Source organism: Corynebacterium sp. S7 (assembly GCF_054401105.1).
Map to the genome: position 1 here is coordinate 946747 of NZ_CM136760.1, position 20006 is coordinate 966752.

At 57.4% G+C, this 20006-nt stretch carries 19 protein-coding genes and 1 riboswitch; of the genes, 7 read left to right on the forward strand and 12 right to left on the reverse strand.

The window, feature by feature from the left end; all coding sequences use genetic code 11:
* Positions 1-17: 17 nt before the first annotated feature.
* The 5 genes from ACXZ66_RS04600 to ACXZ66_RS04620 form a co-directional block, all read right to left on the reverse strand.
* Positions 18-1658, reverse strand: coding sequence for a DNA repair helicase XPB (locus ACXZ66_RS04600; RefSeq protein WP_458750720.1), 1641 nt, complete (start codon positions 1656-1658; stop codon positions 18-20).
* Positions 1659-1713: 55 nt separating this feature from the next.
* A complete protein-coding gene (locus ACXZ66_RS04605; RefSeq protein ID WP_458750721.1) occupies positions 1714-2895 on the reverse strand; it encodes an ABC transporter permease in 1182 nt (393 codons plus the stop codon).
* Positions 2892-3767: an ABC transporter ATP-binding protein gene (locus ACXZ66_RS04610; protein ID WP_458750722.1), complete on the reverse strand. Its 876-nt coding sequence runs from the start codon at positions 3765-3767 to the stop codon at positions 2892-2894. Before ACXZ66_RS04610 ends, ACXZ66_RS04605 begins: the two co-directional genes overlap by 4 nt.
* A gap of 157 nt (positions 3768-3924) precedes the next feature.
* Positions 3925-4488, reverse strand: coding sequence for a TetR/AcrR family transcriptional regulator (locus tag ACXZ66_RS04615; protein ID WP_458750723.1), 564 nt, complete (start codon positions 4486-4488; stop codon positions 3925-3927).
* A 136-nt stretch (positions 4489-4624) separates the two neighbouring features.
* Positions 4625-6847, reverse strand: coding sequence for a helicase-associated domain-containing protein (locus ACXZ66_RS04620; RefSeq protein WP_458750724.1), 2223 nt, complete (start codon positions 6845-6847; stop codon positions 4625-4627).
* Between the two features lie 77 nt (positions 6848-6924).
* Here ACXZ66_RS04620 and ACXZ66_RS04625 point away from each other — a divergent pair, with 77 nt between their 5' ends.
* Positions 6925-7119 carry a hypothetical protein gene (locus ACXZ66_RS04625; RefSeq protein ID WP_458750725.1) on the forward strand — a complete coding sequence of 65 codons (195 nt, stop codon included), beginning with the start codon at positions 6925-6927 and terminating at the stop codon, positions 7117-7119.
* A gap of 159 nt (positions 7120-7278) precedes the next feature.
* On the opposite strand, the gene ACXZ66_RS04630 is transcribed toward ACXZ66_RS04625, so the two are convergent.
* Positions 7279-7962 carry a resuscitation-promoting factor Rpf1 domain-containing protein gene (locus ACXZ66_RS04630; protein WP_458750726.1) on the reverse strand — a complete coding sequence of 228 codons (684 nt, stop codon included), beginning with the start codon at positions 7960-7962 and terminating at the stop codon, positions 7279-7281.
* 6 nt (positions 7963-7968) lie between these two features.
* A riboswitch (cyclic di-AMP (ydaO/yuaA leader) is annotated at positions 7969-8163 on the reverse strand.
* A 408-nt stretch (positions 8164-8571) separates the two neighbouring features.
* Between ACXZ66_RS04630 and ACXZ66_RS04635 the strand changes: the two genes are divergently transcribed.
* The gene (locus tag ACXZ66_RS04635; RefSeq protein WP_458751275.1) at positions 8572-8955 is read left to right on the forward strand and encodes a cold-shock protein; all 384 of its coding nucleotides are present in this window, start codon (positions 8572-8574) and stop codon (positions 8953-8955) included.
* Between the two features lie 50 nt (positions 8956-9005).
* On the opposite strand, the gene ACXZ66_RS04640 is transcribed toward ACXZ66_RS04635, so the two are convergent.
* Both ACXZ66_RS04640 and ACXZ66_RS04645 read right to left on the reverse strand, forming a co-directional pair.
* Positions 9006-9527 (reverse strand): DUF2771 domain-containing protein, encoded by a 522-nt coding sequence (locus ACXZ66_RS04640; RefSeq protein WP_458750727.1) that lies wholly within the window; start codon positions 9525-9527, stop codon positions 9006-9008.
* Between the two features lie 20 nt (positions 9528-9547).
* Positions 9548-10414 carry a glutaminyl-peptide cyclotransferase gene (locus tag ACXZ66_RS04645; RefSeq protein WP_458750728.1) on the reverse strand — a complete coding sequence of 289 codons (867 nt, stop codon included), beginning with the start codon at positions 10412-10414 and terminating at the stop codon, positions 9548-9550.
* A 37-nt stretch (positions 10415-10451) separates the two neighbouring features.
* Here ACXZ66_RS04645 and ACXZ66_RS04650 point away from each other — a divergent pair, with 37 nt between their 5' ends.
* Positions 10452-11180: a DUF3027 domain-containing protein gene (locus ACXZ66_RS04650; protein WP_458750729.1), complete on the forward strand. Its 729-nt coding sequence runs from the start codon at positions 10452-10454 to the stop codon at positions 11178-11180.
* 8 nt (positions 11181-11188) lie between these two features.
* On the opposite strand, the gene ACXZ66_RS04655 is transcribed toward ACXZ66_RS04650, so the two are convergent.
* Entirely contained in the window at positions 11189-11875 is a 687-nt protein-coding gene (locus ACXZ66_RS04655; protein ID WP_458750730.1) for a hypothetical protein, read from the reverse strand.
* A gap of 312 nt (positions 11876-12187) precedes the next feature.
* On the opposite strand from ACXZ66_RS04655, the gene ACXZ66_RS04660 reads away from it, so the two are divergent.
* Both ACXZ66_RS04660 and ACXZ66_RS04665 read left to right on the forward strand, forming a co-directional pair.
* Entirely contained in the window at positions 12188-13657 is a 1470-nt protein-coding gene (locus ACXZ66_RS04660) for an NCS2 family permease (protein ID WP_458750731.1), read from the forward strand.
* Positions 13658-13687: 30 nt separating this feature from the next.
* Complete coding sequence (locus tag ACXZ66_RS04665) at positions 13688-14497, forward strand: TrmH family RNA methyltransferase (RefSeq protein WP_458750732.1); 810 nt, start codon at positions 13688-13690, stop codon at positions 14495-14497.
* Positions 14498-14520: 23 nt separating this feature from the next.
* On the opposite strand, the gene ACXZ66_RS04670 is transcribed toward ACXZ66_RS04665, so the two are convergent.
* The 3 genes from ACXZ66_RS04670 to serC form a co-directional block, all read right to left on the reverse strand.
* On the reverse strand, positions 14521-15381 hold the full coding sequence (locus tag ACXZ66_RS04670; protein WP_458750733.1) for a DUF6928 family protein: 861 nt from the start codon (positions 15379-15381) through the stop codon (positions 14521-14523).
* A gap of 41 nt (positions 15382-15422) precedes the next feature.
* Positions 15423-16433: a septation protein SepH gene (gene sepH / locus ACXZ66_RS04675; protein ID WP_458750734.1), complete on the reverse strand. Its 1011-nt coding sequence runs from the start codon at positions 16431-16433 to the stop codon at positions 15423-15425.
* Between the two features lie 143 nt (positions 16434-16576).
* Entirely contained in the window at positions 16577-17704 is a 1128-nt protein-coding gene (gene serC, locus ACXZ66_RS04680; RefSeq protein WP_458750735.1) for a phosphoserine transaminase, read from the reverse strand.
* 438 nt (positions 17705-18142) lie between these two features.
* Here serC and ACXZ66_RS04685 point away from each other — a divergent pair, with 438 nt between their 5' ends.
* Together ACXZ66_RS04685 and ACXZ66_RS04690 are read left to right on the forward strand one after the other, a co-directional pair.
* Positions 18143-19438, forward strand: a complete 1296-nt coding sequence (locus ACXZ66_RS04685) for a citrate synthase (RefSeq protein WP_458750736.1) — start codon at positions 18143-18145, stop codon at positions 19436-19438.
* Between the two features lie 134 nt (positions 19439-19572).
* Positions 19573-19932, forward strand: coding sequence for an FKBP-type peptidyl-prolyl cis-trans isomerase (locus ACXZ66_RS04690; RefSeq protein ID WP_458750737.1), 360 nt, complete (start codon positions 19573-19575; stop codon positions 19930-19932).
* Positions 19933-20006: the final 74 nt, after the last annotated feature.

Genomic DNA, 20006 nt, shown 5'->3' on the forward strand with positions numbered 1-20006 from the left:
GCTCATGGTTGTCCAGTCTAAACGTCTGCCGCGTCAACGAGGCGGTAGGCATAGCCCTGTTCAGCCAAGAACCGCTGGCGGTGCAGGGCGTACTCCGAATCGAGTGTGTCGCGAGCAACTACTGTATAGAAGTGCGCCCCGGATCCATCGGCCTTGGGGCGCAGCAATCGGCCCAGGCGCTGCGCCTCCTCTTGCCGTGAGCCGAACGTTCCCGAGACCTGGATAGCAACGGCAGCCTCGGGCAGATCGATGGAGAAGTTCGCGACTTTTGACACCACCAGAGTTTGGAGCTCGCCTCGTCGAAAAGCATCAAATGCTTCCTCGCGCTTCTTATTCGACGTCTTGCCATCGACCAGAGGCGCGCCGGTGCGCGCCGCCAACTCCTCGAGTTGTTCAAGGTAGGCCCCGATGATCAAGGTTTGCTGCCCGGCATGCTGTTCCAGCAGCTTATCGACGACCCGCAGCTTCGAATGGCTCGTAGCCGCCACCCGGTAGCGCTCGCGGGTCTCGGCGGTGGCGTACACCATGCGCTCCTCCTCGGTCAGGGAGGTGCGGACCTCGACGCACTCGGCCGTGGCGATGAATCCGGCTGCCTCCAGTTCTTTCCAGGGGGCGTCGTAGCGCTTCGGGCCGATCAGTGAGAAAACGTCGTCTTCGCGGCCGTCTTCGCGCACCAGGGTGGCGGTCAGCCCGAGGCGGCGGCGCGATTGGAGGTCGGCCGACATGCGGAAAACGGGGGCGGGGAGGAGATGGACCTCGTCGTAAATAATCAGGCCCCAGTCACGGGAATCGAAGAGCTCAAGGGCGCGGTATTCGCCCTTCGTTTTGCGCGTGACTACCTGGTACGTGGCAATGGTGACGGGGCGGATCTCCTTGCGCTCGCCGGAATACTCACCGATCTCGTCGGCGGTAAGCGTTGTGCGACGCAAAAGCTCATTGCGCCACTGGCGCCCAGCCACGGTGTTGGTTACCAGGATCAGTGTGGTGGTTTGGGCCTCAGCCATGGAAGCTGCGCCCACGATGGTTTTTCCGGCACCACAAGGCAAAACAACCACGCCTGAGCCGCCTTCCCAGAAGGAATCGGTGGCATATTGCTGGTAGTCACGCATTTCCCAGCCGTCGTGGTTCAGCGCAATAGGGTGGGCCTCGCCGTCAACGTAGCCCGCGAGATCCTCAGCGGGCCACCCGATCTTGGTTAACTCCTGTTTGATGCGACCGCGTTCTGAGGGGTGGACGGGGACCGACGTGTCGTCGATACGCGTGCCCAGCATGGGCTTGATCTTTTTGTGGCGAGTGATTTCCTCGATGATCGGGGCCTCGTCGGACTCAAGCACGAGGCCGTGCGCGGGGTGCTTGAGCAGGCGGACACGGCCATAGCGAGCCATGGTTTCGGCGACATCGACGAGCAGCGCCTGGGGAACAGGGAAACGCGAATAGCGCTCGAGGACGTCGACGGCTTGTTCCGCGTCGAAGCCTGCAGCGCGCGCATTCCACAGCGCGAGTGGAGTGATGCGATAGGTGTGAATGTGCTCAGGGGCGCGCTCAAGCTCCGCGAAAGGAGCGAGTGCGGCGCGGGCGAGCCCTGCCTGGGGGTGATCGACTTCCAGCAGGACAGTTTTGTCCGACTGAACGATCAACGGGCCGTCGCCGAGTGCCATAAATAGAGTCCTTTCACGTTCGAACCTCTATTATGCAACGCCTCGGCTTCGGGGTTTATGCCCGCACTGCTTGAAGCCAGCTCATCCTGCGGCCGTTATACAAGATGGTTGCGCGGTAGACGCGAGCCACGAACCAAATCACGCCCACGACGGAGAACAATGCGATGGCCTGGGAGGCGATAAGCTGCACCAACGTCATATCGCCGGCTGCGTAGGTAACTGGGGCGGTGAAAATACTAAACGGGGGAATCCACGAGAAGATCTGCATCCAGAGTGCATCGGTCATGGACCAGCCGAAGAGCGGGATGTACATGGACACCATGACCAACATCATGACGGGTGTCTGGGTGGAATTGAGGTCCTCGGTGCGCTGCACCATGGCGCCGGCGGCGGCATAGAGGCTGCCGAAGAAAGACATGCCCAAGATCCAGGCAACAAGGAGGATCGGCAGGATCGTCCAATCGAATTCGATCCCGTCGAGCAGACCCGAGACAGCCAGGGTGGCAACTCCGGCAATGATCACGATTGCGGTGGCTATGAATCCGAAGATTACGTTGCCGATGATCTTGCCGGAGAGGAAGTCCATTGGGCGCACAGCTGCCAGAATGATTTCCACAACGCGCGAGGACTTTTCTTCGGTAATCCGCCCGCCTATATTGCCCGCGAAAAGCATGACGGTGAACGCAACAATCATGACTCCGACAAGCGCAGTGAGAAGTGCCGTGAGGCTCTCCGCTGCGGTGCCTTCGCCGTCATTGGAAATGTCAACGGGGGTGACCTGGGAGCGAGGCATCGCTGCGGCGTACTCCTCAGGGCTGAGTCCAAGAGACGTGATCGCTTCAGTGGTGGAATAAGCAGTGGCAATTGCACTGACGCTGCTTACCACCGTGCTGTTCGGGGAGCCATCCGACAACACCTCCCAGCCAGTGGCGCTTGGCACGATTGCAGCATCGACATCACCGCTGCGCACCCAGGATTCTGCCTCGCCGCGATCTGCTGCTTGCGTGGCTTCCAGCTCGGAGCCCTCGAATGCTGCGACAGGCATTTGCACGGTTGCAACTTTTGTTGGGTCGGAATCACGGTTGGTGAAGTATGCCACGACACCGACACCAATAATGATGCCGATCAGCAGCAGCGAAATGGTGACCATAATGCCTTTGGAACGCAGCGCCATCTGAATCTCGCGTTTGGCCACAGTGGTGATGGTATTGGTCGATGAATATGAAGTACGGCTCATGCGGTAACAACCTCCTTAAACAGGTCGTTGAGGTCGGGGACAACGCGTTGGAAAGAATGCACTGGGCCACGCGCTAGTGCAGCATGTAGCAGGTCTTGGTCGGAGAGATCGCCGTCGACTTCGAGGACAAGCCGGTCCGAGGTTTCCTCTACTACCGTAGTTCCGGCAGGTTCCCATCCCCGTGCCTCGGTGCCTATTTCATAGCGCAGCGGGCCGCGGTTGCGTAGTTCTGCGACCGTTCCTTCTGCGACCATCTTTCCGTGGGCGACAATTCCCACCCGGTGGCACAGGCGCTGGACAAGATCGAGTTGGTGCGAAGAAAACACGACTGGAACTCCTGTTTCTGCGCGCTCCATGAGCATCTCGCTCATCACTTGCACGGCGACTGGGTCCAACCCGGAAAAGGGCTCGTCCAAGATCAGGACATCTGGGTCGTGGATCAGGCTGGCGGCAAGCTGTACTCGCTGTTGGTTGCCTAGCGAAAGATCGTCGAGTTTATCGTCGAGACGCTCGCCCAAGCCCAACTTCTCTAACAAGTTGCGCCCCGACTCGCGCGCGTCCTGGGCCTGCATTCCGTGCAGGGTGCCAAGGAATATGAGCTGGTCAAGGATCTTTTCTTTGCCGTATAGCCCGCGTTCTTCGGGCATGTAGCCGATGCGTCGGCGGGAATCGTCGTCAAGCGGAGTGCCGTCGAGCAGTACCTCGCCGCTGTCCTTGGCAAGAACGCCTAGCGCGATGCGCATGGTGGTGGATTTTCCGGCGCCGTTTGAGCCAACGAAACCGTATATTTCACCAGAGCCCACAGTAAAACTCATGCCGTCGAGCGCGAGCGTCTCACCTAAGCGTTTTGTGAGATTGCGGATTTCAAGCATGAATGAAAAATCTCCTTTGAATGTGCCAAGCTCCATTTATAAGTGACTGAGAAGCTGTACCAACAGTAAACATATAATATAAATGGAATGTTTGCGCATATTCTGGAGTATTGGTGGTGCGCGACCTGAATAGGGCCTGAATAGGGGGCTGGAGAGGCTACGGAAGCCGCACGCTATCAAGTGCGCGGGCCGTGGCGAAAGCATCGCGGACAATCTGTTCGCCCTGGGAGGGATCGCGCGGCTCGGGCAGCTGGTAGAAGGCATCCACTGCGGCCCAGGCGATGGCGATGGCACCGTGCATGGCAATAGAGGTATCGCGTGGCAGGTTTTCTGGCAGCAAGCGATAGTGCTGGTCGGTGCCGCGCAGGGATTCTAGGATCGTGCACACGCGGAAGAGCACAACAATATTGTCTACGCTGTCATCTGGTTCACTGCAGAAGGAATCCAACACTATAGATTCCAGGGTGTCGAGCATGTTGGCACCGTGGCCCGCGTTTTCTAGTTCTTCCTTCAGCGTAGTTGCGTGGATGGTGGCGAATTCTTCCAAGGCATCTTCGCGAGAGGAGAAGTAGTTGTGAAAGGTGCGGGCAGAGACCCCGACTGCCGCAGCGATATCAGCAACTGTTGTGTTTTCGGTGCCGCGAGAGATGACGAGACGAGCAGTCTCACGCATGAGATTCGCACGCGTTTCTGCCTTCTTGGTTTCGCGGGGGACTGCCATGTCCAACCATCCTTTTTGCAGTGCCTGTGCAATAAGTTGAAGTATTAAGCAATAGGGTTGGACTTAGCGTAACAATCAGATATCGATCCTGCAGGATGAGCGAAATCCCCTGTGGCGGATGGGGTAGCAGTGAGGTCTAGAGCAAGATTACTTTAGTAATTCTGGGCAGAGCGATACGCACAACCGCCCCGGTTTTCTCGTTCAGAGCATCCACCTGACCACCAGTTACTGATAAAGGGACAACAGTGATCTGACTGCCGCGACCATTCTTATCCACGTAACCTATGGCAACCTGTCGGCTGGAGCGTGCGGCGGCCTGCAACGTGGAAAGGTGATCGCCTCCAGGAGCGGGAGACGCGTTGCCGAAGTCTGCATGGCCGCCAGCAGCGTCACCGGTACGAATTGCTGCTACTGCTTCGGCAAGATGAGCCTCACCGGGAGTGTGGTCGCGCAGTAGCGTCGAGGGTGTCGCACGCACCAAGGTTGGCTCGGGTGCCATCGTGATTGATGCGCCAGAGGAATCCTCAGCCGTGGGCTGCAACCCGTGGGCGCGGAGTCGTTTGAGCAACTCGGCAAGGGAAAGGCGCGACACGGCTGCCTGCGGGGCGATCACAGTGAGATCCTCGCCGAGCAGGCCAGCCGCGTGAGTAATCAGGGACTCGTCCTCACTGCGGACATAACTTAGGGCTTCACCGGTGCGCAGTCGGCCGTGATTGCGCCCGGCATCCTCAATAAGAAAGGCCATCGGCTGTGGCACGCCAGTTGGGGAACGGGCTTCTAGCCAGGAAATAATCTCGCTCGGCTGTTTCCCCGCGTCGAGTGCCTTGCGCGCAGAGGCATCGGAAACACGGAACACGCTTGCCAGCCCTGGCGATTCCAATTCCGCGAAAGACTCCAACTCATTGTGCATTTCCGGAGGCAGCGGACCAGGGGCCAGAATAGTCATGTCGGCCTGCGGGATCACATAGGACACCTCCGCAGGAACAATCTCACGCGTTGCCGACGCCACATCGTCGCCCCGGTGGAGCGCAATTAAAGCTGAGGACGCAGCCTGATTCGCCAGACCTCCCACGATCCGGGCCTGTTCAATCACCGCGTCGAGTTCGGAATCAGAGATCCCTGCAGCAGCAAGTGGTGCACTAAATTGCAGATCCTCGACCACCTCCGCGCGCTCCAGCGAGACACCTGGGACCCGAGTGAATTGAGCAACGATGAGCTTGCGCGCACGGCGAATCGTCGGATCGTGCATGGCCTCGGAAAACAACCTGATCGTTTGACCCTTCGCATCCTTGCCACCGAGCAGGTGGACCTGCCACGGCGAGGCCATCCAGCCAGCCAGAACTATGGCCCACTGATCCGACAACGTAGCATCGGCCCATTCCAGGCCGTCGCGAGTAGGAGCGAGACCATCAACATCTGCCTCTATCTCACCGCGGCCAATGATGCCCGCGGATTCACCGATAGACACCAAAAGCGCAACGCTAGATTCAGCAACTTGCACTTCCTTAGACAGTCCCGCCAGTGCGCGCACACCAACAGATCCGTCTCTATTAAGAACGACAGGTTTGCGACCAAGGCGTGTGACAATCTTGCGCATCGCGCGTGTGGCATCGAGCCCCTGGGCGGTCGCGGAATCGTCGATAAGCGAAAATGCTTTTTGGCCTGTGTCTGCGCCCCCGAGGATGCGACTGGAAGGCTGCAACGAATATTGTCTCGGTGTTTCGCCGCGAACGATGTCGCGTACGGGGCGTGGTAGGCGCACGGTGGAGGCATTGACGCGGACGAGGAGGCCGAGTTCGATGAGCCGTGGGATGGGGCGCGTCGGGTCAGCGTCGACGGCCGCGTCGCGCGTGGTGCCCACCGAACCCGAGGACGCGAGAGTGTCCAACACTGCCCGGGCAGGCCGATCCAACTCGTTGACAATCTTTCTGGTGTCCTCCACGGAAGCGGGGAGTGCATCTAAGATGCGCCAGCCGGAGGGCAAAGCGCCGAGCGCGCCGGGCGTGACCTGAATTTCATCCGAACCGAAGATGAGGGCATATCCGCGCAGGCCGTCGATGGCATCGCGGGCGAGTTGCGCGGGCACAGGAAGCTTCTCGACGATAGCCTCCACCTTGACTGGCGCGAGTTCCGCGCCGAGATCGCCCGCCGTTTCTAAGGCTGCAATCTCAAGCGTGCTCAAGCTCCGGACAGCGCGGGCAAGCGAACCCGGCAGCGTGATGCGCGACGCCAGCGAACTTACCCCTGGGGGTAGTGGAACGGACAAATCTGGGCGGCTACGCAGGAGCTGCTTCAACTCGGCATCGCTCATTTGAGCAAGTGAGGTGCGGAAATCAAGCGGGGAGGTGGACTCGGTCATGGTGATGGCAATCTTACGCGGTAGCTTTCTGGCCGGTTAAGTTACTTTTTGGCCTGGTATTTGGCACAATATGGACTATGGCTAATCATGTAGACAAGAAGAACGTTAATAACCCAGCTTGGCCTGTGGATACCCCAGGTGACGGCCACCCGGTTACAGAAATCTCCTCAAAGCTTCAAGGCGCATCCAGCCCATTCGGCGATGACTTGGTGCTGCCTCGCCCATCCGAGGAACTTGGCTACGTGCACCCTTACACCCGCGTTAACCACTAAAAGTTAGACGCGATTTTCTTACCCCTGCCACCCCTGTTGTGTTGGTGGCAGGGGTATTTTGCGTTGCTAAAAACCGGCTGGGACCGGGAGCGTGAAAAAGGCTGTGCCCCTCCCTGATGTGGGAGGGACACAGCCTTAATTTTTTTGTTGCGTCTTGGCTTAGAAGCCGACAGCGCCTGCGATGCGCTGGACATCGCCAGACTGAACAGCTGCGATCAGCTGAGCGTTAGCGGAGTAGAACGCGTTGTAGTTGTTGCCGAAGGTGTTGTACAGGTCAGTCACACCGGCTGGGACTGCGATGCCGTACTGATTCAGAGTGTTCTTGATCTGGTTGTACAGAGCATCTACTGGGGAGGAAACCTCAGCTGCTGCCTCAACTACTGGAGCTTCTGCAGGGGCGGCTGCTGGAGCTGCTGCAATGCTGGTTGCTGGAGCTGGAGCCGGTGCTGGCGCAGCGTTAGGATTTGGGCGGTCGGTGTTCGCTGGGGAGCTCAGACCAAGCTTTGCGGAGCAAGCTGGCCATGCGCCCCAACCCTGGCCAGCCAGGGTCTTTTCTGCAACATAGATCTGCTGTTCGCGAGTTGCCTGGTAAGCGTATGGTGCGAACTCGCCGCCACCGTATGCCTGCCAGGTGGAAGCGGAGAACTGCAGGCCACCGTGGTAGCCGTTGCCGGTGTTGATCGACCAGTTGCCGCCGGACTCACACTGGGCAAGACGATCCCAGTCAGAGTCTGGAGCTGCGCTTGCCTGAGGAGCCATGAGCGCGGTAGCTGCGATTGCTGCTGCTGCGCCTGCAGCGATCTTTGCAGCTGGACGTGCGGACTTACGTGCGGACTGTGCCATGAAAAGAATTCCTCTCTTGTGCGCCTGCGAGGTGAGCTGTCGGGTTCGGGCAGAGGTTGTATAAGCCCGGTTCAGTAGTTGAACTTCACCCCAAGCACTGGCAAGGTTGGTGCCAGTGCGATGCCTGCGTGAGCTGGTGCATCAGCACAAGCAGGCGGTGGGTTCCCCGTCCCTGTCCTATGAAGTTGGTTGGTTTAAGTTCCGTATTGTGAACTACCCGGACAGGGCTCGGCGTGGATAGTTCATCTGTCAGTGTTGCCTCTGGAAGGCCTGCGCAAGACTTTATCGTTTGATAACGATTTAGTCACGCTATCGACACGAATCGGCTCATATTTGTTGTTTTGACCGCATGATTTTATCCATTTTCCGAGGTCAGCGAGCGCGAATTTTCCGGAGTGATCTACATCACGTATAGGTAACAATTATCACAGCTTTATCAATAGTCACGTCTTAGGTGTAGTTTTGCGGTGCAAAAGCTCGCAGGCCATGACCAAGGGAATAGTGAGAGTAGAAAGTAGGTTTTCTTTTAGGACCCGAGTATGGTGGAGTATTTAACCCTGCGCACTTTCACGCGCAGGCCGATGTCGTTGAAAGAAAGTGGTGATGACCGTGCCAGTCGGAAAAGTTAAGTGGTACGACGCTGATAAAGGTTTCGGCTTCGCTTCCAACCCAGGCGATGAAGACGTATATATCGGTAAGGATGTCCTGCCAGAAGGCGTGGACGAACTTGTCCACGGCCAGCGCATCGAGTTCGATTTCGCTGCCGGTCGCCGTGGCCCGCAGGCCCTGCGAGTGAAGGTTTTGGACACCCCCCGACGTCGACCAGTTAATCGTCGGAAGCCAGAAGAGCTCAACTCGATGCTGATGGACGTTATGACCGTCATCGAATCCAGCGTGCAGCCCGTCCTTGCACAAGGCCGCTACCCAGACAGGAAAGAAGCCCGTCAGGTCGCGGAGATCCTGCGGGCTGTAGCGAAAGAGCTTGACGCTTAGGGGGTCCCTTCGGGAACCCTGAGTTCTGATAACCCTGCCCCTACTTCGGTTTACTTCAGTTCGATAGCAATCGACCAGGTAACCAGGTAGGGGCTTTCTGTATTTGTAGCGTCGAGGCCGATCATGAGTGAGGAGACTTCGATGACAACCAGCTGCGGGTTCTCCGTCGAATCACCAACAGGTGCAGCTGAAACAGGGATGTCCACTGAATCGGTGTCGTAGGCGCCGTGGACCTGTTGGTCGTTGGCCCCCGGATCGTCGTAAATTGTCAGCAGCGTCCAGTCGTGGTCGTAGATGTCACTCGGAACCTTGACATTTACCGTGTCCCCGCTGGCGACAGTCAGTGTAGGGATCTCGCCCTCTGGGCATTCCACGCCAGGTTCGCACACCATATAAGGCAATGCTTCGATGGTTTGGTCCCCAGCACTAACGGTAATGGCTACCTCTTGCGGAGGTGTGGGTGGGCGGTTCTTCTGCCACGTCATGATGCCGTAGGCGCCAACGACCATCACCAGCACCATAGCGACGATGAGCGCGAGCAACTTCAGCGACGACGATTTTTTCTTGGCCATGAACAACCAGTGTAGCGGGCCTACTGCATGGGCTCGAAGGTGACCTCGTAGAGATCAGGCCAGCGCTTCCCGGCAAGCAAGAAATGCTTATTCTGCCTGTTATAGGCAATGCCGTTGAGCACGTTATCGGGGTCGTCGGCAGCGTTATTCGGCAAGCCAGACGCGTCAATGACGGCGGTCACCACGCCAGTTTGAGCGTCGATCCGATAAATGTTGGACGTAGTCCAGACATTGGCGTAGATTTCGTCGCCAACGCATTCCAGCTCATTGAGCCCAGTGACGGGCTCTCCCTCGAGAGTGACCGTGAACCGGTCATATTCCTCGAAATCGTCCATCGTCATTCGGCGCAGCTCAGAGGTACCATCGGAGAAAATAACATGATCTTGGCGAGTGCACAGCCCCCACCCTTCGCCCTCGTACTCTGCGGTACCAACCTCCTTGAGCGTCACGGAGTCGCGCTCAATGGCTACGCCGTCCTTCCACGTGAGCTGCCAAATATGGTCGCCGGCTACGGTGATCCCTTCGCCGAAATACTGCGGATCGAGTGATTCACTTTGCAGCTCTTCGCCCTCGATCGTGCGGCGATAAATCCGCGATTCGCCCTCTTTACCAGTGCTCACCAGCAGCGTTCCATCCGGCCCAATTTCCAGGCCCTGGGTAAACGATGTCTCATCGAAAGGGTGGACAGCGTGGATTCGCGGGATCAAACGCTCGACAGGAGCATTTTCGCTTATCGACGACCCACCCATCCCCGGCACCTGCGTCGAAGAGGGCGCCGACTGCTCGGCTGTGCATGCGCTTAAGGCCAACGATGTAATTGCAGTTGCTGCCACAACAGCCAAGCAATGGGATGGTGAACCAGTAGTTTTCGTGAAGATGCGACCCATGTGAACTATTATCGCCCGCCTCGGCCATAATAGGGGAGTGTCCCACCCAAATAAGTCTAAGAAGTCCAACCCGCTGCTCAGCGCGACGGCTGTGCGCGTTGCGCGCGAAGCTCTCGTCGATGTTGCCGAAGGTGAAGAGATCGGTGAGCACATTGGAGTCACAGGGTTGGCACCAAATGTCGCAGTGCACCGCTTCCATGCCGAGGTGCCGGGCTACCCAGGCTGGGAGTGGAACGCAGTCATCGCCTGCGCGTCGGGTTCTTCACACGTCACGGTCAATGAAGTGGCGCTGGTTCCAGCACCTTCTGGTGATGCGCTCCGAGCCCCAGAATGGGTGCCTTACTCTGACCGCTTGCTCCCCGGAGACTTGGGCCCTGGCGATCTTATGGCTCCAGCAGCCGACGACGAGCGTCTCACCGATGACTCCTTCTCGCGCGAAGCCGTCACCTTTCCCGGCCGCGAGTCAAAGAAGTACCTCACGACCACTGGTTTAGAGGCAGCTAAGCAGCGCTGGCGCACAGGGGATTACGGCCCCACCAGCGAGTTCGCCGAAAAAGCGGCCATGCGTTGTCAGACCTGCGCCTTCTACGTTCCAGCTGGTCAACCCATAGGCGACCTGTTCGGGATCTGCACCAATGAGTACTCGGCCGATGGCCACGTCGTTGCCGCAAGCTATGGCTGCGGTGCCCATTCAGATACTCACATTGAAGAAGAGGGCGCCGAGCCAATTGATGGGCTTTTCGACGATGAAAAGCCCATCTACTAAATCAAGTACTAGGCAGCTTGTACGCGCTCGAGGCGCATTTCGTTGACCTCGCGGTGAGTAGGAACACCCATCCGATTGACTTGGGAACGCCCAGGGATAAGGCTGCCGTACTCCAACCAACCGGAAACCAAGGACGCGCCATAAAGGGAACTAACTACCCAGGCTTCGTTCTGCATGAGTTCCTGGCGGGAGAACCCTTTTTCCAGGGTGCGGATTTCTACGCCTTGTTTCTGCAAGATGTCCACCACTGTATCTGTCGCAATTGACCGAGTGGTGCGTGGATGGGTGGACACATAAGCGGCACCATCTCGAATCATGACAAAGGGCGCAATAAAAGAATAAACGATGGCCCCGGACTCGTCGATAAGCATCCCGTCATCGGCTGCGGTGTGCATCTGAAGATTGTGCTGCCACCCCAAATCTGCGCCGCGACGATCTGGTGCGGCGCGCTTGTCAAGGACTCCGGCTGAATCCACAGTAATTTCCGAGGGTTGGGAAACAAGGGGGCGCAGCGAGAGTGAAGCATTGCCGTTTGCAACTTCGATGACAGCGCGACGAGTGCCGCTGACCTGCGCTAACCGGAGGCGTAGTGCGTTGATAGTCGGATGATTTACTCCATGGGCGGCGATGGCTTTGAGATACTTTTCCAGATCTACAGCCGCACCGTCGCGTACAACAAATGTAAAAACTTCCACGCTCTCACTCCAAAGTGGTTCGTCCGGTGCGACATGCCAACACAGTAACTACCCCTTAAACTATCAGCGCACGGCGTTTTTTGTGAGTTGGACTGGCCATCTGTGGCAATAAAGTACTTCAATAATTTTGCGGATGTGAAGAAAGCGATTGTATGGTGTGATTTCTGTATCCCAGTTTGTCCGGGTCATAGTTCTCTGCCAATCTGGTTACGAAAACCTGTGCACAACATTAGTGTCAGTAATGAGTGTCAGTAATAGTCAGTCATAAGTGAATACCCAATCCTTCTAGTGGCATAAAGGGGAAGGCTCGGCATGAGTCAGAATGGATCAACCAGCACTACCAGCGGGCGCCAACAAAAAAGTGCCATGGATAAGTTCTTCCACATCTCAGAACGCGGTTCGACTGTAGGAACAGAAGTGCGAGCAGGTGTAGTCACCTTCTTCGCCATGGCCTACATCATCTTGCTTAACCCGCTCATCTTGGGCACGTCGCCCGACCGCGAGGGAACTATCCTCGGTGTGCCACAGGTGGCGGCGGCAACGGCGCTGGTCGCCGGTGTCATGACAATCATCTTTGGCGTTGTGGCCAAATACCCATTCGGCATCGCCGCAGGCCTGGGTCTGAACACTCTCGTGGCGGTCACACTGGTCGGTGGAGCAGGCCTGACCTGGGCGGAAGCCATGGGTCTTGTTGTGATCGACGGCATCATCATTGTCCTCCTAGGTATCTCCGGATTCCGCACCGCAGTGTTCAAAGCCATCCCGCAATCGATGAAGGCCGCGATGAGTGTGGGTATCGGTATGTTCATCGCCATGATCGGCTTTGTCAATGGTGGCTTTGTTACCCGTGTTCCTGACGCTGCTAATACCACTGTTCCAGTAGGTCTTGGCATTAACGGCTCGATCGCATCCTGGCCTACCCTGACGTTTGTCATCGGTTTGATCATCTGTGGTTTCGCTGTTGTCCGCAACGTTCCTGGTGGCCTGTTCCTTGGCATCGTTACCACCACCATCATTGCCATGATCATCGAGGCAATCACCGGTGTTGGATCTTCCGCCGAGGCCGGCCCGACCGGCTGGGGTCTTGCAGTTCCACAGATTCCTAGCTCCTTGGGCTCGATCCCTGATCTTTCCATCGTTGGAAACGTCGACCTGATTGGGGCATTCACCCAACTCGGCGTGGTCACCGCAACTCTGTTCGTTTTCACGCTGGTGCTGGCAAACTTCTTCGATGCCATGGGCACCATGAACGGCCTGGGGCGCCAGGCAAACCTGATGGACGAAGACGGCAACCTGCCAAACATGAAGGCCGCACTGGTTGTCGAGGGCTTCGGTGCGGTTGCTGGTGGCCTGGGCTCTTCGTCTTCTGCAACGGTCTACGCAGATTCATCCGCAGGTATCGGCGACGGCGCACGCACTGGCCTGGCTAACGTTGTCACGGGCGTGCTCTTCTTGCTGGCTATGTTCCTCACCCCGCTCTACGAAGTTGTGCCCATCGAGGCAGCCGCACCCGTTCTCGTGGTGGTCGGTGCAATGATGATGGCACAGGTCCGCGAAATCGAATGGACAAAGTTCTACATTGCCTTCCCAGCATTCCTGACCATGGTCACCATGCCATTTACCTACTCCATCGCCAACGGCATCGGTGTTGGTTTCATCGCGTTCACCCTGATGGCCGTGGCAGCCGGCAAGATCAAGGAGATTCACTGGATCATGTGGCTTGTCTCGGCACTGTTCGTGGTCTACTTCGCAATGGATCCGATCCTGAGCCTGCTCTCTTAAGGCATTTCTAAACAGCTACACTTACTGCTTGTGAATCAGACACCACAGCAGGTAACCGACCCACTAGATCCCCGCCTCGACGATATTCGAGACCTCAAGCGCAATGAGAAGAAGCTTGTCATTGCCGAAGGTCCACTCGTGGCCGGGCGTCTAGTGTCGTCGCGTTACCCGCTGCGGTGTCTGATTGGTTTCCGCACCAAATTGGAAAAGTTCCTCGCCGAGCACGAGGTCAATTGCCCAGTCTATGAAGTCGATCGCGAAACCTTAGCTGAGGTCGCAGGCTATGACATGCACCGCGGACTTCTGGCGGTGGCGGACCGGGCCGAGGAATCGTCGATAAGCGAAATGCTCCAAGCGCGCACCCTCGTGGTACTTGAGGGAGTGGGTGACCACGAAAATATCGGCGCACTGTTTAGAAATGCCGCGGGCATGAGCGTCGACGGCGTTCTGCTGGGTTCGGGCACCGCGGATCCGCTGTATCGCCGCAGCGTGCGCGTGTCCATGGGGCATGTGCTGCGCATGCCGTGGGCGCACCTTGACGGTGGATTCACCACCTGGCAGCGCTCGCTTGAGCAACTGCGCGAGGCGGGCTTTCGCCTTGTGTCGCTCACGCCCGACGATGCGGCGGTCCATCTCGCAGATGCGCTTATCGACGACACCGGCGCCCCATATGACAAGGTCGCCCTGTTGGTAGGGGCCGAGGGGCCTGGGTTGACCGAGCACGCGATGCGCGCGACGGATGTGCGTGCTCGGATACCGATGGCGCCCGGCACCGACTCGCTCAATGTGGCGACGTCGGCGGCGATTGCCTTTTATGAGCGTGCGCGAAGCCTGAGGTAGGGGCCTATATTGTTGGGGCTTGCTCAGTCGCGGGTGATATCGCGATCGGAATGGCGAATCCGCTCTCCGATGGCATCGCGAGCATCTTTTGCCCGGCGCAGGAAACTTTTGCCGAGACGTTTCGCGGCAGCGACAGAGGCATCGGCGAGGCGCACAAACTCATCCCCGTCGGAATCCTCTGGTGAGGTCTCATAATCGTCGTAGTCTGAGTGCGAGGCACTGAATTTCGCTGCCACCTCGTCGACGGACTTAACTCGCTTTGGAGGTGGATCGACCTTGGGCTCGGGGCGCCCATCCACGGCGAAAGCAACCACATTGATATCCGGGCCCGTCGGCGAAATGTCGACGCCTAACCACGCTTCGTGCGCGGCTATGGTCATGTCTAGGGGCTCAAAAGGGAGCGCGATACCCCCGAGCTGGTCATTCATCTCGCCGGCCCAGTAGGGGGCTTCGAATGGCTCGGGGAGACCGAGGTCTTCGATAACCGACGTCCGTGTGGCCGTAAACGAGCGAAGTACCTTGTCGCCCTGGAAGTGAGCAAATCCCGCGAACGAACTATCCGTGCCGCGGGCAAAAACATAGACATCTTTGGCGTGAACCGACTTGCGCAGGCGCTCTGGCGTGTCCGAGAGCGTGTCCACTTCGTCCAAAAAGGTCTGCACGATAGTCACCCCCGGATACCCGGCGATGTAATACTCCTCCCGCGATGGGCGAGCTGAGCGGTTCAGCGGGAACTGGCCTATCGGGGTAATCGGCCAAGCAGGGTTGAGCTGCGCCAGATACTTCCTACCAAATCCCCGATCAGCTTTAGGCTCTTGCGAGACAACACTGGCCACGTCGTCGGTATTGACGAACCACCATGTGACAACAGCAGGAAATTGCATCGAGGGCCATCCCTTCTTGAGTACCGGTCTACTTTTTGGGGCTACTTCTTAGGACGCTTGGTGTTGGTTCGGACACCCAAAAGGACATCCTCCCAGTGTGGGGTGACCGCTTTTCGCTTGCGCTTTTGCGGCGACTGGTTTTCCTCTGGGTTCTCTAGGAGATCCCCCTCGGAAAAGACTTCCTCTTTGGTGGCGGGGCCGTTGTCATCGTTTTCTTGCTTGGTATCTGCGGGCAGGTTTGCATCGAACTCTGGATCAAGCTCAGCTTCGTCGTACTCATCCGCAGGTTTGGTCGAACGCGTGGCACCAGTATTGACTGCCGTGAGCGAGCGCACCGGCTGCACAAAGTTGGGGTCCGTCAGATCGGCTGCGATCGGGTTTCGGGCCTCGGTGGTGGCGTTCATTCCGTTGCGCGTGAATGACCATTCTGCGACGTTGTCCGACAACCCGGCCTTCCACGACACTTTGACAACCCAGGAATCGCCTGGCTCGCGGACTGCATCCCAAGATGCCTCAGAGAGTGAATGGCCGCGCGCGACGAAGGCGGTTGCCAGGATTTCAAAAAGAGTCAGCTTCGCAGGACCATCTTCGCGCACAGGGCGAGACTGCTTTGCTGCTTGGGCAACCTGCTCACGCTCAAGGAGTACGGGATGTGCATACGGCTCGAGGCGGGAAACGGCCACGCCCATCTCGTCGGCAAGTTCTTGTACTGTTGCGCCTGCGCGAATACGCTGCTGGATCTCGGACGGACGCATCGTAAACGGGGTGGCGTAGAGGGGATCGGGCTTGGGGAGCGGGCGCGGCGAGTCAGCGTCGGGGGCCTCAGCCTCGGGGGCTGCTGTCTCGTGTGATTCTGCCTCGGGGGCTGAATTTTCGGTTGTTGCCTCGTGCTCGATGCCCGGTTCGGCCTCTAATGCATCGGACTGACCGGAAGGTGTGGTGTTCGTGTTGCCGAGAAGGTGGCGAGACAAGCTGAAAAGCTCGCCGTCCTCGGTGCGCAACACCAACGACTCATCCGTTGATTCTTCATCAACCGGGAAAAGCTCGCGCATCTCGTCTCCTTAGTACGTTGTATTTCGTCCAGACTAACGTAACTTGGGGGACAATCTGTGCAGCACAAGCCCTTCCGGTGAAGAAGAATTAGGAATTGCTTCTTGAACTACTTGGAGCCCTGTGAAGAGCTCTACTTAGCGCCCTACTTGGCGCCCACGCCTTGCTCGAGCAAGAAATCAATCGCCTTGGTGAGACGCTCCACATCACTTGGGTCGATTGCAGGGAACATGCCGATGCGCAGCTGGTTGCGGCCGAGCTTGCGGTAAGGCTCGGTATCAACAACTCCATTTGCGCGCAGTGCCTTAGCAATTTCACCTGCATCAACGCTATCTGCAAAGTCGATGGTGCCCACGACGAGGGATCGCTTCGCTGGATCCTGGACGTAAGGGGTGGTGACTTCGTTGTTCTCAGCCCAGTTGTACAAGATGGAAGAGGACTCGGTGGTGCGCTTGACCATGCCGTCAAGGCCACCGTTTTCGTTCATCCACTTGACCTGGTCTGCCAACATAATCAGCGAGGTAACAGCCGGGGTGTTGTAGGTCTGGTTCTTGCGGGAGTTATCCACGGCAGTCTGCAGGTCCAAGAATGCAGGGATGAAACGACCGGAATCCTTGATCTTTGCAATGCGCTCGATTGCTGCAGGGCTCATAGCTGCAAGCCAAAGGCCACCTTCGGAAGCGAAGTTCTTCTGAGGGGAGAAGTAGTAGACATCGGACTGGGTGATATCTACCGGCAGGCCGCCAGCGCCCGAGGTTGCGTCGATGGTGACAAGGGCGTCGGTGCCTTCTGGGCGAACGACCGGAACCATAGCACCAGTGGAGGTTTCGTTGTGTGCCCACGCAATGACATCGGTGCCCTCAACTGCGCGAGGGGCAGGAGCATCGCCCGTCTCGGATTCGATTACCTCAGGGTCATCCAACCAAGGAGCCTGCTTCGCAGCCTTGGCGAACTTGGACGAAAACTCACCGAAAGACAGGTGAGCGGACTTCTTTTCGATCAGGCCGAAGGTAGCCGCATCCCAGAAAGCGGTTGCGCCACCGAGGGACAAAACGATCTCGTAGCCCTCCGGCAAGGAGAACAGATCAGAAAGACCTTCGCGTACTTCGCCGACGACATTCTTCACTGCCGACTGGCGGTGAGACGTGCCGATGATTCCGTTTGCCCCAGCAACGATGGCATCGATCTGTGCTGGGCGGACCTTGGAAGGGCCGCAGCCAAACCGACCATCTACTGGGGTGAATTCTGCGGGAAGAACTGGGTAATCAGTCATCGATAAAGTCCATTTCCAAAAATCTAGGAGAGTGGGTTCCTTGCCTCAAAGTAGGGGCAAGACTATTGAACACTGTACCGGGCCACTAGACGGAAACTATGAATAGGGCCACGTTCTATTTTCCTCCCAAATGGGGGTAAGGGGTGAACTGGGGCAAGTTTTTCAAACATTGTTTCCTAGCTCACAAACTTTGCTAAACTCATGGCGTGTCTTCAAGGCGCTGACCGTACCCGGCACAGGACCAATAGTATTAGCTAACGGAACAATGAGTCGACCTAGAGTCGTCCCAATTGGGATGCGGTGACTACCCCTGACTGCAATTGAATACCGGTACTGGAAGAGTTAGCAAAAAAAGTGCTAGCGTCACGTTGTATCTGGGATTAAAAACCCATAGATAAACTCTGGCAGTGCCGAGCAAATTACGTTGAAAGGTTCATAGTGGCAACTGATAACAAGGACAAGGCAGTACTTCACCTACCTGACGGTGAATATGAGATGGATATCATCCACGCCACCGAAGGAAATGATGGTGTGGTGCTGGGCAACATGCTTAGCAACACGGGCTATGTAACCTTTGACCCAGGTTACGTATCTACCGGCTCCACTGAATCCAAGATCACCTACATCGACGGTGAGAACGGCATTCTTCGCCACCGCGGCTATGACATCGCTGACCTTGCAGAAAACGCGACCTTCAACGAGGTGTCGTACCTGCTGATCAATGGCGAGCTGCCTTCCCTGGATGAGCTGCACACGTTCAACGACGAGATTCGCCATCACACCCTCCTCGACGAGGACTTCAAGGCTCAGTTCAGCGTCTTCCCACGCAAGGCCCACCCAATGGCCGTACTGGCATCGTCGGTGAACATCTTGTCCACCTACTACCAGGATCAGCTTGATCCAATGGATCCAGAGCAGCTGGATAAGGCAACCGTTCGCCTGATGGCAAAGGTGCCAATGCTCGCGGCATACGCATACCGCGCATCCAAGGGCTCCCCATACATGTATCCAGACAACTCGCTGAACACCCGCGAGAACTTCCTGCGCATGATGTTCGGTTACCCAACCGAGCCATACGAGGTTGATCCAGTAGTGGTCAACGCCCTGGACAAGCTCCTTATCCTGCACGCTGACCACGAGCAGAACTGTTCCACCTCCACCGTTCGCATGATCGGTTCCGCACAGGCCAACATGTTCGTTGCCGTCGCTGGTGGCATCAACGCACTGTCTGGCCCACTGCACGGTGGCGCAAACCAGGCTGTGCTGGAAATGCTGGAAGACATCCAGAACAACCACGGCGGCGACGCAACCAACTTCATGAACCGCGTGAAGAACAAGGAAAAGGGTGTCCGCCTCATGGGCTTCGGACACCGTGTGTACAAGAACTACGACCCACGCGCAGCCATTGTCAAGGAACTCGCACACGACATCATCGACCACCTCGGTGGCGATCCAATGCTTGACCTGGCCATGCAGCTGGAAGAGATTGCACTGAAGGATGACTACTTCGTCTCCCGCAAGCTCTACCCGAACGTTGACTTCTACACCGGCCTGATCTACCGCGCGATGGGCTTCCCAACGGACTTCTTCACCGTACTGTTCGCAATTGGTCGCCTCCCAGGCTGGATCGCTCACTACCGGGAGCAGCTGGAGATGAACACCAAGATCAACCGTCCACGCCAGATTTACACCGGTGAGACCCTGCGCACGGTTAAGCCTCGTGAGCAGCGCTAATAGCGAGAATCTTCGCTAGCACGGTCGTTACAATTCAGCCAGGAAGGTAGTTCGCCCCTATACTTGGGGGAGCACGTTCCTGGCGTTTTGTTTTGTCAGGACATACCCAAGATTAGTCAAGGAGAGTATTTTCCATGGAGAAGCCCACCATCGACGTTCCTCAAACACCTGCCCCAGCTGACCTAGTCACCGAGGATTTGGTGATTGGTGAGGGCAATGAAGCTCAAGCGGGTGGACTGGTAGAAGTTCACTACGTCGGTGTTGATTATGAAACCGGCGAAGAGTTTGACTCTTCCTGGGACCGTGGTTCCTCCAGCGAGTTTCCACTGACTGGCCTGATTGCGGGCTGGCAGGAAGGCATCCCTGGGATGCGGGTAGGCGGTCGTCGTCAGCTCACCATCCCACCTGAGAAGGCCTACGGTGCCGCCGGCGGTGGCCACCCGCTGTCTGGGCGTACGCTGATCTTCGTCATCGACCTCATCGACGCCAAGTAGGTCGTCAGGGTCGCATAAGCGCCTTCGCTTTCTGAATCTTTCCGCAAGGGGAGAGGGGAGCGGAGGCGCTTTCG